7 protein-coding genes and 1 pseudogene are annotated in these 11,839 nt (G+C 72.3%); 1 reads left to right on the forward strand and 7 read right to left on the reverse strand.

Going from position 1 to position 11,839, the window contains the following annotated elements; translation table 11 throughout:
* Positions 1-6: 6 nt before the first annotated feature.
* The 7 genes and pseudogenes from CDO52_RS22050 to CDO52_RS22075 all read right to left on the reverse strand — a co-directional run bounded on the left by CDO52_RS22050 (position 7) and on the right by CDO52_RS22075 (position 10,435).
* Entirely contained in the window at positions 7-3,066 is a 3,060-nt protein-coding gene (locus CDO52_RS22050) for an alpha-mannosidase (RefSeq protein ID WP_094932868.1), read from the reverse strand.
* Positions 3,067-3,118: 52 nt separating this feature from the next.
* Positions 3,119-3,802, reverse strand: coding sequence for a GH85 family endohexosaminidase C-terminal domain-containing protein (locus CDO52_RS29585; protein WP_394340797.1), 684 nt, complete (start codon positions 3,800-3,802; stop codon positions 3,119-3,121).
* Between the two features lie 139 nt (positions 3,803-3,941).
* Positions 3,942-5,237: pseudogene (locus tag CDO52_RS28915) on the reverse strand (endo-beta-N-acetylglucosaminidase); the annotation flags it as partial.
* A complete protein-coding gene (locus CDO52_RS22060) occupies positions 5,192-6,559 on the reverse strand; it encodes a glycoside hydrolase 5 family protein (RefSeq protein ID WP_232524287.1) in 1,368 nt (455 codons plus the stop codon). The pseudogene CDO52_RS28915 and the gene CDO52_RS22060, both read right to left, overlap by 46 nt.
* Complete coding sequence (locus CDO52_RS22065; RefSeq protein ID WP_017620408.1) at positions 6,556-7,467, reverse strand: carbohydrate ABC transporter permease; 912 nt, start codon at positions 7,465-7,467, stop codon at positions 6,556-6,558. Before CDO52_RS22065 ends, CDO52_RS22060 begins: the two co-directional genes overlap by 4 nt.
* Entirely contained in the window at positions 7,464-8,432 is a 969-nt protein-coding gene (locus CDO52_RS22070) for a carbohydrate ABC transporter permease (protein WP_198345775.1), read from the reverse strand. The genes CDO52_RS22065 and CDO52_RS22070 overlap by 4 nt, the downstream gene beginning before the upstream one ends.
* A gap of 704 nt (positions 8,433-9,136) precedes the next feature.
* Positions 9,137-10,435, reverse strand: a complete 1,299-nt coding sequence (locus CDO52_RS22075) for an ABC transporter substrate-binding protein (protein ID WP_017620406.1) — start codon at positions 10,433-10,435, stop codon at positions 9,137-9,139.
* 363 nt (positions 10,436-10,798) lie between these two features.
* On the opposite strand from CDO52_RS22075, the gene CDO52_RS22080 reads away from it, so the two are divergent.
* Positions 10,799-11,821 carry a LacI family DNA-binding transcriptional regulator gene (locus CDO52_RS22080; RefSeq protein ID WP_094932660.1) on the forward strand — a complete coding sequence of 341 codons (1,023 nt, stop codon included), beginning with the start codon at positions 10,799-10,801 and terminating at the stop codon, positions 11,819-11,821.
* Positions 11,822-11,839: the final 18 nt, after the last annotated feature.

Raw genomic sequence — 11,839 nt, forward strand, 5'->3', positions numbered from 1 at the left:
GGCGTATCAGCCAGTACGCGGCGCCCGCAGCGTCACGATTTCGAAGGGGCGCAGCGCGAGCCGGACCCCCGTGCCGGTCTCCTCCGGTTCCGGGGCGTCCGGCAGGCGTCGCTCCAGCAGGTCGACGCGGGTGGCCCGGCCCGTGTCGAAGCCGAAGGCGACCTCGGCGCGGGCGCGGGTCCCCCGGGACTCGTACATCCGCACCACCACGTCGCCGGAGCGGTCCTCGGCCAGCTTCACCGCCTCCACCACCACGCCCGGATGGTCCACGGTGACCAGCGGCGGCACCTCGCCGTCTCCCGGCACCACGCGCTCGGGAAGGTTGATCCGGTATCCCTCGCGCACGGCATCGCCCACCTCGGCGCCGGGCACCAGCGCATAGGAGAAGCGGTGCACGCCGTGGTCGGTCCTCGGGTCCGGGAACCGCGGCGCGCGCAGCAGCGACAGCCGGACAGTGGTGGTCGTCCCGCCATCGGGCCGAACGTCGCGGGTCACGTCGTGGCCGTAGGTGGAGTCGTTGACCACCCCGTGGCCGTACCCCGGCTCGCCCACGTGGATCCAGCGGTGCGCGCACGTCTCGAACTTCGCGGCGTCCCACGACGTGTTGGTGTGCGTCGGGCGGCGCACATGCCCGAACTGGATCTCCGAGGCCGCGTCATCGGCACGCACGTCCAACGGGAATGCCGCCTTGAGGAACTTCTCGGTCTCCCTCCAGTCCACCTCGGTGGCGATGTCGAGCCGCTTCGTCCCGGGCCGCAGCGTCAGCGTCTGGGTGACCGCTGACGAACCGAACGTCCGGCGTACCCGCACCTCAACGCCGCCGTCCGCGGCCCGGCCCGCCGTCACGTCGTCGGCGTCGACCAGGTCCACGACGGTGTTCCGGTAGAAGGAGTCGACGTCCCAGGCGTCCCACATATTGGGGAAGTCCGGGTGGAGCTGGAGCAGGTTGCCCCGCGCGCCCGGCGCCAGGGCCTCCCTCCCCTCCCGCAGGTCGAGAACGGACGTCACCAGGCCGTCGGCGTCGACGGCGAGCCGGATCAGGCCGTTGTTCAGCACATGGGTCCCGCCCTCGCGGATATGCCGCACCTCTCCCGAGGCAGGGGTCGCGGCCCCGGCGCCGAGGGCGGGGACCCCGTTGCGCGCGTGCGGGGCGGCGTTGAACACGATGCCGGGTCCTTCCGCGTCCCTATCCGCGTCCCCAGCGGTCGGCAGCGCCCCGGACAAGGCGCGCTGGGCGGTGTCGATGAGCTCGGTGAGCTCGGCTGCCACGGCGGCATAGGTGGCCGCCGCCTCGCGGTGCACCCAGGCGATCGACGTGCCCGGGAGGATGTCGTGGAACTGGTGCAGCAGGACCGTGCGCCACACGCGGTCCAGCCGCTCATAGGGGTAGTCGAGGCCGGTGCGGAGCGCCGCCGTCGCCGCCCACAGCTCGGCCTCCCGCAGCAGGTGCTCACTGCGCCGGTTGCCCTGCTTGGTGGCGGCCTGGCTGGTGTAGGTGGCGCGGTGCAGCTCCAGGTAGAGCTCGCCGAGCCACACCGGCGCGTCGGCGTACTCCTGGCGCGCCTTGGCGAAGAAGTCGGCCGGACGCTCGATCTCCACCTTCGGCGACCCTTCGAGGTCGCGCAGGCGCTCGGCGCGGGCCAGCATCTCGCGGGTCGGGCCGCCCCCGCCGTCGCCCCAGCCGAAGGGGGCCAGCGACCGGGTGCCCGCACCCTTCTCGCGGTAGTTGCGCGCGGCGTGCGCCATTTCCCGGCCGGACAGCTCGGAGTTGTAAGTGTCGACGGGCGGGAAGTGGGTGAAGACGCGGGTGCCGTCGATGCCCTCCCACCAGAAGGTGTGGTGCGGGAAGGGGTTCTTCTGGTTCCAGGAGATCTTCTGGGTGAGGAACCACTCCGACCCCGACAGCTTCACGATCTGCGGCAGGGCGGCGGAGTAGCCGAAGCTGTCGGGCAGCCACACCTCGCGGGTGTCGGTCCCGAACTCCTCGGCGAAGAACCGCTGGCCGTAGACGAACTGCCGGGCCAGGGCCTCGGCCCCGGGCATGTTGGTGTCGGCCTCCACCCACATGCCACCGACGGGCACGAACTTCCCCTCTGACGCCTTCTTCTTGACGCGCTCATAGACCTCGGGGCGGTGCTCCTTGATCCACGCCAGCTGCTGGGCCTGGGACATCGCGAACAGGAACTCGGGGTGGTCGTCCATCAGAGCGGCGACGTTGGCGGTGGTACGCGCCACCTTGCGCACCGTCTCGCGCAGCGGCCACAGCCAGGCCGAGTCGATGTGCGCGTGCCCGATGGCCGAGATCCGGTGCGCGCTGGTGTGCGCGGGCGCGGCCAGGGCGGGGGCCAGCTCCTCCCGCGCGCGGGCGGCCGTCGCGTTGACGTCGGCCAGGTCGACGGCGTCGAGCGCGCGCTCCAGCGCCCGCAGCAGCTCCCAGCGGCGCGGCGAGTCGACAGGCAGCTCGCGCATGAGCTGGTCGAGCACGTCCATGTCCTGGACCAGCTCCCACACGGTCGCGTCGAAGACCGCGAGGTCCACGCCGCGCACCACGTACAGCGGGCGGTCGTGGGCGGTCTCCCGGTCGCCGAGCTCGGTGGGCTGGAAGGGGGGGACGCCCAGGACGACCGGGTTGGCGGCGGCTTCGACGTAGTACTCGACCCGCTGCCCGCCGGTCGCCGGGGAGCCGACGCGCAGCCAGCGGTTGCGCGGGCTGAGCCCCTTCACCACGGCGCCGTCGGCCGTGTAGGCCAGGCCCTCGCACTGGAAGCCGGGCATGCGCTCGTCGAAGCCGAGGTCGATGACGGCCTCGACGGTGCTCCCCGACCACTCGGGAGGCACCTCGCCGCGCACCCGGAACCAGGTGGTGCCCCAGGGCGGCCCCCACGCGTCGCCCACCGACGCGGCCGTGTAGGGCGCGAAGAGCCCGGCCGCGACCGGCACCGGCTCGCCCGCGACGTCCCAGCGAGCGATCTCCATCGGAACCGTCTCCGGGTAGACGGCGGGGCGGATGCGTTCGTTGAGGACTCGGGTGACGCGGTCCTCGACCAGCGTGCGGTCGTCGTGCATGTCCACCTCTCTTCGGGGTCGTCGATGCCGGTGGCCGGCCGGCGCGCCGCGCTCACCAGGTGTGCCGCAGCACCGCCGGAGCGGATCGCCGGTAGTCGTCGCCGATGGCGTGGATCTCCAGCCGCGCCGCCCGCTCCCCGGGGTAGCGGCGCGCCCCGGTCAGGTAGTGGGCGGTGGTGGCGGTGGCGCCGAGCAGGGTCGGGCCGTCGGGTGTGGCCTGGAGGACCTCGTAGTGGCGGGCACTGCCCCCGGCGTACCAGCGCACCCGCAGCGCGGCGGAGCTGTCGGCGTCGGTGTGCGCGGCCTCGATTCGCGGGGCGCGGGGCCGTCCGGGCGGCTGTCCGGTGCGCGGGGCCAGGCGCAGCCGACCGAGCCGCCACCGCACGCCCTCGGCCCGGCCCCGCCCTCGCTGTTCGACCGCAGCCGGACCCCCAGCGCGCGCAGGGTGCGGCCGTGCCCGCCCGGGAGCGGGAAGGTGCTGCGGGACCAGGACGTCCCGGGATCGGTTCGACGGGGGCGCTGAGGTACTCATACGGTGGCGCCTCGCCCGGCCGCGCGGGGGCCGTCCAGGCGACGGCCAGTTCCACCGTCGTCCCCGGGTCGCCGCTGTGCACGAGTTCCACAACCGTGTCCGTACCCGCCGCGATGGCCGATCGGACGGGATAGAGGTCGATTTCCACGGGTGTCGCGGTGATCCCGCCGCAGAGCAGGGAGTTCCCGCCGTGGAAGGGCGCATCGAAGTCGAAGTCGACCGTGACGCCGCCGTCGCCGCCGCGGCGGACCCAGCGCCGGGGCGGAAGGACGTCCTGCACGCCCAGGTGGTGCCATTCCCGGTCGGAGACGATCCGCCCCTCGATCGCGTAGCGGAGTCCGTGCCCGGTGTTGAAGACGGTGCCGAAGGGTGCCGCCACGACGGCGCAGCGGTCGGCCACGTGGGCGGAGACCCCAGGCCACCGGGCGGAGGGGGCGGGGGCGGCCGGGTCGCCGGAGGGGCCGGTCCAGAACCGGTCGTCGCGTCGGTGGAACTCCCCCGGCGGCGCGGATTCGGGCGTCGAAGTGTGCGTCCACTCCGGCCGGTAGAAGCCGATCGAGGTGACCCCGGCCGGGTCGGCGGCGAACAGCGCGTCCCAGTCGACCGGTGTGCCGTAACCGCGCGCTTCGACGTCGACGCCGGCCCACAGCTCGTGCGGATCGCGGTCGAGGCGGGTGGCGCGGGCGGCGGAGTCGGCGAGTCCGTCGGCGGTCCAGTCGAAGTTGAGGAACATGGTGTGGGCGACCGGCGTCCCGGCGTCGTGGAAGAACGGTTCGTTGGCGTCGTTCAGCCGGTTCTGCCAGGCGATGGCCCCGCTGGTGGTCATGGAGTCGTACCAGCAGACGCGGAGCGCCGAGGTGGTGCGCAGGTGACGCAGGAATCCGCGCATGGCGTCGGCCAGGGCGGTGCCGCCCCCGGCGGTCTCGGCGTTGATGAACCAGCCGTCGAAACCGTAGGCCTGCGCCACCTCGGCGAGCTTGTCGGCGACGGGGTAGCGGCCGGTGGCGTCGTCGAGCCGCACAAGGTCGCGGGTCCAGCGCAGGTCGCCGCCGTAGGCGATGGGCGGGAGGAACACGGTTCCCAGCACCCGGACCCCATTGCGGTGCGCGGCGTCGACCACGGGAGCGTTGGGTGCCAGGATCAGCCCCTCGGCAGAGGAGCCACCCCAGAACACCAGCTCCTCCAGATACGACCAGTAGGTGAGCGCGTAGTAGAACGAGGCGCTTCGCGCCCCCCATTCTCCTTGGCTGGGGTTGCCCGAGGTGGGGGCGAAGGACACCAGCGACTGCACCCGCGCACCTCCGGCGGGCGCGCCGGGGTGGGGTCCCACGGGCGCGACGCGGACGGCCAGCGGAACCGTGGCGGTGTTGTAGGGCAGGTCGGGATCGTCCTGCGGGCGGTAGTCGAGCAGGCTCCGCCAGACGACACCCTCCTCGGGCTGCCCGTCGGGCACGGAGTCGGGGAACCAGTAGGCGGCCTCGGGTCGCGCGGCGCGCCCGGGCCCGGTGCGCGACGGGGCGTCGGCCGGTAGGGCCCCCGCTGCCGGGCGGGGGCCGATGGTCGTGGCCAGCGCGGTCAGGGTGCCGGCGGTGATCACGCCGCGGCGGGTGGGGCGGACGGGGTCATGGGGGATGTCCACGGTGGGTTCCTCCTGTGCTCAGAGCAGGACCTCATCGGGGTGACCACCTCGGTGATGCCGCGTGCGTTCAGGTGGTCGGCATCAGCGGCGCGGTCGGCGCGGACCAGGGCGGCGCGGATGCCGGTGTCGGCCAGCCGCGCCCACGCCTCGAAGACCGGGCCGCCGGGAGCGCAGGTGGAGCGGCGCGGCGCGGTCGCCGGGTCGCCGGGGTCGAAGGCCAGGGCGAGGCGGCGCGGTGCGGGGGTCGGCGGGTGGGCGCGCAGCTCGTCCACGAGCCGCGCCAGTCGGCGCCCGGCCGGTTTGACCTCGCGGTCGACGGTGAGCAGGCCGAGGTCGTACTCCAGCTCGGGGAAGTCGGCCAGTGCGCGGTCGACGTCATGGGAGCACCACCAGGTCACCCCCCACACGTTGGCGCAGGTGGCAACGTTGCGCACGGTGGTCTCGGCGAAGTCGGCGGCCGACCGGGGCGGGATGTGCGGCCGGGGCGCGCCCACCTCCTGGAGCCAGACCGGCCGTCGCGGGTCCGACGCCCAGGCGGTGGCCAGCTCCACCAGGTATTCGGCGTGGTGGAGGGTGGCCGCGCCGGTGGGGCCGTGCTTCTGGGCCGTCCCGTTGAACACCCACGAGTGCACGGTGGTCGCGGCGCCAAGACACACGGCGTGCTCGGGGGTGAAGGGGTGGCCGTCCAGGTACCAGACCTTGTCGTCCTCCGCGTGCAGGTGGAGGCGGTGCGGGGCGCCGTCCTCGCACGCCTTGAGCATCCGGTCCAGCCAGGCCGCGGCGCCGGTGGGGTCCACGCGGTCCGGGTCGGGGTGGGGGTCCCCGGAGAACTGGTTGACCTCGTTGCCCAGCGTCATGCCGAGGAAGTTGGGGCGGTCGGCCAGGGCCGCGGCGAGGGTGCACAGGTACGCCTCGACACCGCTGACCGCGTCGGGGTCGGTGAAGAGGTTGCGGCGCTGCCAGGTGCGAATCCAGGTGGGGAGGAAGTCGAATCCGGACAGGTGCCCCTGCACACCGTCGACGGCGACGTCGAGCCCGCACGCGGCGGCGGTGTCGACCAGGCACAGCAGCTGCTCCACGGCGCGCGGGCGGATGAGCGTCCGGCTGGGCTGGAACACCGGCCACAGGGGGAAGACGCGGACGTGGTCGAGGCCCAGCCCGGCGATCGATTCCAGGTCGGCGCGGACCTCGTCGATGTCGAAGTCGAGCCAGTGGTGGAACCAGCCGCGGGTGGGCGTGTAGTTGGCCCCGAACCGGAGGAGCCGGGAGGCGTGACCGGGCTGGGTCGGCTCTTGGGTCGGCTCTGTGGTCGCGTCCGTCATCCTTTGATGGCCCCTTCATTGACGCCGCGGAAGAAGTAGCGCTGCAGGGTGAGGAAGAGCAGGATCAGCGGGGCGACGGCGATGATGGTGCCCGCGGCGATGAGCCGCTGGTCGCCGACGAACGTCCCCTTGAGGTAGTTCAGGCCGATGGTGAGCGTGTAGTAGTCCGGGTCGCTGAGCACGATCAGCGGCCACAGGAAATCATCCCAGGCCCCCATGAACGCGAAGATCGCGACGACCGCGATCGTGCCCTTGACCGAGGGCAGCGCGACCCGGGTGAAGCGCTGCCAAGCGTTGGCGCCGTCGATCATCGCGGCCTCGTCGATCTGCGTGGACTGCGCGAGGAAGGCGTTGTACATGAGCAGCACGTTCAACGCGCCGACCATGCCGGGCAGGACGACCGCGACGAGGGTGTCGTTGAGGTGTACCGACCGCATCATGAGGAACTGCGCGACCATGATGGCCTCACCGGGGACCAGCAGCGCCAGGATGAACACGCCGAGGGCGGCCCGGCGGCCGCGGAACCGCAGCCGGGCCAGGGCGTACCCGGCCAGCGAGGCGCCGACGACGTTGAGCACGACGGTGGCCAGCGCGACGCGCACGGAGTTCCACACATAGCCCCACACCGGCAGGACCTCGCCGACGCGGACGAAGTTGCCCAGCGTGGGGTCGGCGGGTACGAAGCGCGGCGGGCTGGCGTAGATGTCCTCGCCGATGCCCTTCAGCGCGGTCGACAGCTGCCACAGGAAGGGGCCGACGCTGATCGCCATGATGAGCAGGAGCAGGGCATAGCGCAGGACGGTGCGAGTGCGGCGCCCCACGCGCCGCTTGGCCACCGGGCGGGCCGGACGCGGCGCGGGCGGAGAGGACGACGAGGGGGTCCCAGGGTCGGTTCGGGTGCCGGTCATCGCGGGTCCTTCCGGCCGGTCTGCAGGCGCAGCACGGACAGCAGCAGGCCCAGGGTGAGGCCGAACAGCACCAGGCTGAGCGCCGCCCCGTAGCCGACGTGGCCGTTGAGCCCGGCGCTGACCTCACGGATCAGCATGACCAGGGTGACGTCGCGCCCGCCCGGTCCGGCGGTGTCGCCGGACAGGATGAAGATCTCGGTGAAGACGCGGAACGCCGCGACGGCGCTGAGCGCCGAGATCAGCGTCATCGTGGTGCGCATCGCGGGCAGGGTGACGACGAAGAAGCGCCGGACGGCCCCGGCGCCGTCGACCTGGGCGGCCTCGTGCAGTTCCTCCGGGACCCGGCCGAGGGTGGCGAGGTAGATGATCATGTAGTAGCCGAGCCCCTTCCAGATGGTGACGACCATGGCGCTGGCCAGCAGCAGCCACTCGTCGGTGAGGAAGGGGATGGGGTCCTTCAGCACGCCCAGGGCCTCCAGGGTGCCGTTGACCAGGCCGCGGCTGTCCAGCAGCCAGGTCCAGATCAGACCCACCACCACGGCCGAGGCGATCACCGGCGTGTAGAAGACGGTCCGGAAGAACCCGATGCCCGGCCCCTTGTCGCGCACCAGCAGGGCTAGCAGCAGCGGCAGGAACACCAGCGGCGGCACGACGCCGATCACGTACAGCGCCCCGTTGCGCAGGGCCAGCCAGAACCGGGGGTCGTCGGCCATGCGGGCGAAGTTGTCCAGGCCGGTGAAGGTGCCGGGGCTGATGGTGCGGGCGTCGGTAAACGCCAGGAGGAAGGTGTTGAGGAAGGGGTAGATGTTGAAGATCAGGCAGGCGGCGAGCCCGGGCAGGAGGAACAGCCAGGGCGTGGCCGCCCCCTGCATCCGCGGCCCGGAGCGTCGCTCCGGGGATCCGCCGCGGACCCCGGCGGTCGTGCTCTCCGACCGCCGGTCCCGGAGAAGGACGTGCGCACTCATGCGGCCCCACCTTCGTGTTCGTGACCTGGCCAGCGGCGGTCATGGGGGCGTGCGGGCGAGAGGGACGCTCCCTCGGCGGTGATCACGGGATGGGGCAGGAGGTCTGCTGGGTCGGCCCGGTCCGCTCCTCCGGTGTTCTGTGGGAAATGCGGCGCCGAGGGCGGAGGGGGCTGGGCGCGCCGGTCGCGTCGGGGATGCGGCCGGGCGGGGCAGCGGTGTCGGCCCGCACCGCCGGGCGCCTCCCGATGGAGTCGCGAGGGCAGCGACGGCGGAGGAGGTGGGGCGCCCCTCATCGACTCCCGGGCGGGACATGCGGGCGGCCCGGAAGTCGGATTGCGGGCCGCCAGGCGCCGGGTATGCCCGGTTTGCCACAAGTTCCCCGCGATGATCACGGCAATTGTTCCGGCAAACCGGACAGAACCGAGGACTTCTGCCGTGATCATCGGCGAGAAAGCCCCGAACTCGCGCATGGCGCACGTGCTCCCACACGAAGCGAAACATCGGCATTCCGGATAGGCCTGGCGGCGCCAACCGGACCGGCCGGATCCGGCCTCCCACGCCCCCAGAGACCAGAGAGCGCTTTCCCACCCCCGGCGCGCCCCAAGCCCACCCCAACCCCGACCGCCGCCTCGGCGGCTGGCGCCGCCGACGGCGTCGGGCCGCGGGGACGCGGGGGCGGACGGGGGCAGCGTCGGCATCGTCGTTCACTCCGTGTCGAGGAGGCTGTTGCACTCGTCGACGGCGGCATCTAGTGCCTGCCGGGGTGTCTTGTCGCCGCGCATCGCCAGGGCGATCTCGTTGCGCAGGATGTTCTGCATCTGGTCGCTGAAGCGCACCGGCGTGTAGTTGGTGGCGGTGGCGAGCTGGGTGGCCGCCGCGACGCGGACCCGGCCCTCGTCGGTGCCGTCCTCCTCGGTGAAGTAGGGGTCGTCGAGCGACCCGACCGTGCTGGGGAAGATCTGCACCTCGTGGGCGAACGCCTCCTGGTTCTCGGCGTTGGTGACGAACTCGGCGAAGGCGGTGGCGGTCGCGGGGTGGGACGTCCGCGCGGAGACGGCGAGCCCCTGCAGGTACATGTGCGCCTGGCCGGTGTTGGTGAGGACCTCGGTGATGCCGACGTTCTTGTAGAGGCTGGGCGCGTTGGTGCGGAAATTGTCCAGGTCGTAGGCGCTTCCCGGGGCCCAGGCGATCGCCTCGCTCATGAACTGCTCGCCGCTGCCCGTGTAGTCCTGGGTGAGCGACTCGGGCACAAGCGCGCCCGCGTCGTACATCTCCTTGTAGCGCTGGATCATCTCCACCGCGGCGGCGTCGTTGAAGGTGAACGCGGTGCCGTCCTCGTTCATCAGCTGGGAGCCGTACAGGCCGAGGTCCACGATGCCGGGGGTCTGGCCGAGCATGGCGATCTCGCCGTCGGTCGCCTCGGCCATGGTGATCGCTTGGTCGAACAGCTCGTCGTAGCTGGTGGGCGGTGCGTCCGGGTCGAGCCCGGCCTGCTCGAACAGCGCGCGGTTGTAGAAGATCGGGCCGGTGTTGAGGTACCAGGGGTAGGCGTACGTGCCGGACCGGCCCGGCATGGCGAACCCCGACCACGCGTCGGGCAGGTACGCCTTGGACGCCTCGGGGCGGGCTTCGTCGATGTCGAGTACCAGCTCCGCCTTGGCCAGCGGGTAGACGAGGTCGGGGGCGACGTTCACGACGTCGGGCAGTTCTCCTGCCGCCGCGTCGACGCTGAGTTTCTCCGCGTACCCTTCCGCCGGCTGGTCCAGCCATTTCACCGTGGCTCCGGGGTGCTCCTTCTCGAACGCCGCGATGACGCCGTTGAAGTACTCGCTGTAGTCGGCCTTGAGATTCCAGGTCTGGAAGGTGATCTCACCGGTGACCTCTCCGGTGATCTCGCCCTGGGGCGCCGCGGTCCCGGTGTTGCCACCGATCCCGCAGCCGGACACCGCCAGGGCGGCGGCGGTCACCAGGGCGCCGATGCTCGCGTGTGGGCGGATGCGCATGGCACGGCCTCCTCGGTTCTCGGAGCGCGGTCACCCACGCGGCCGACGCGGCGGTAGCGCGAGCCCAGAGGCCCGCCACCTTGCGCACCAGGGGATAAACCGCTTAAGTTCCACGCTCAACGACGAACATGACCCATCGAACGCAGACTCGTCAATACGGGTACTCGATATTTCTGACCGGACGTCCGGGCAGGTGTCCGCGATCGTGTGGAGCGATGCGGAGATCACCGTGCGGGTAGACTTCCCATGGCGTAGAGAACTACTGAACGATCAGTTACTGAACCGGTTAATAAATCCATTCCGAAGTCGCTCCGCCGCCATTGTTCGCGCGGCGGAGCCGCCTCCCGCGAAGGAGCCCGCACCGTGCGACGCCCGACCATCGCCGACATCGCGCGGCGCGCCGGCGTCTCCTCCGCTGCCGTCTCGTTCGCGCTCAACGGCCGACCGGGCGTCTCGGAGCACACGCGTCAGCGCATCCTCGCCGCCGCCGATGCGCTGGGCTGGCAGCCCAACACGGCCGCCCGGGCGCTGTCGGCGAAGCGTGCCGGAGCCGTGGGCCTGGCCGTCGCCCGCCCGGCGCGCACGCTGGGCGTGGAGCCGTTCTTCATGCAGCTGATCTCGGGCATCCAGGCCGAGCTGTCGGAGCGCGCGAACGCGCTTCTGTTCCACCTGGTCGAGGACGTCGACGCCGAGATCGGGCTGTACCGGAAGTGGTGGGCCGAGCGCCGCGTGGACGGCGTGCTCGTGGTCGACCCGCGTACCGCCGACCCCCGCCCGGCCGCGCTGCGCGCCCTCGGGATGCCGGCCGTGCTGGCGGGAGGCCCCGACCCCGCGGGGATCCTGCCGGGCGTGTGGATCGACGACGCCCGCGCCATGGCCCGCATCGTCGCCCACCTGCGCGAGCTGGGACACGTGCGCGTCGCGCACGTGTCCGGCCCGTCGGGGCTGCTGCACACCGAGCGGCGCTCGGCCGCCCTCCACGAGGCCACCCGGCCGGGCGCCACCGGCACCACCGGCCCGACCACCGTGACCACCGACTTCAGCGACACCGAAGGGGCCCGCGCCACCCGCTCCCTGCTGTCGGCGGCCGACCGCCCGACCGCGATCGTCTACGACAACGACGTCATGGCCGTGGCGGGGATGTCGGTGGCGCGCCAGGCGGGGCTGGCGGTCCCCGCTGACGTCTCGATCGTGGCCTGGGAGGATTCCACCCTGTGCCGGGTGACCCACCCGACGCTGACCACGCTGTCGCGCGACGCGTCCCGGTTCGGCGCCACCGCGGCGGGGCGGCTGCTGGCCCTGCTCGACGGTGAACCGCCGGCCGACGTCGAGTTCGACGTGCCCGAACTGATCGTCCGCGAGAGCACCGCCCCGCCGCCCGCCTGAGCGGTACCCCTGACCGCG

The sequence above is a fragment of the Nocardiopsis gilva YIM 90087 genome (genome assembly GCF_002263495.1).
GTDB classification, from domain to species: domain Bacteria; phylum Actinomycetota; class Actinomycetes; order Streptosporangiales; family Streptosporangiaceae; genus Nocardiopsis_C; species Nocardiopsis_C gilva.

Bases quoted from the DNA above. Each gene is read 5' to 3' on its own strand.
- CDO52_RS22050 (WP_094932868.1), bottom strand. From the start codon at position 3,066: ATGCACGACGACCGCACGCTGGTCGAGGACCGCGTCACCCGAGTCCTC.
- CDO52_RS29585 (WP_394340797.1), bottom strand. From the start codon at position 3,802: ATGCGCCCTTCCACGGCGGGAACTCCCTGCTCTGCGGCGGGATCACCG.
- CDO52_RS22060 (WP_232524287.1), bottom strand. From the start codon at position 6,559: ATGACGGACGCGACCACAGAGCCGACCCAAGAGCCGACCCAGCCCGGT.
- CDO52_RS22065 (WP_017620408.1), bottom strand. From the start codon at position 7,467: ATGACCGGCACCCGAACCGACCCTGGGACCCCCTCGTCGTCCTCTCCG.
- CDO52_RS22070 (WP_198345775.1), bottom strand. From the start codon at position 8,432: ATGAGTGCGCACGTCCTTCTCCGGGACCGGCGGTCGGAGAGCACGACC.
- CDO52_RS22075 (WP_017620406.1), bottom strand. From the start codon at position 10,435: ATGCGCATCCGCCCACACGCGAGCATCGGCGCCCTGGTGACCGCCGCC.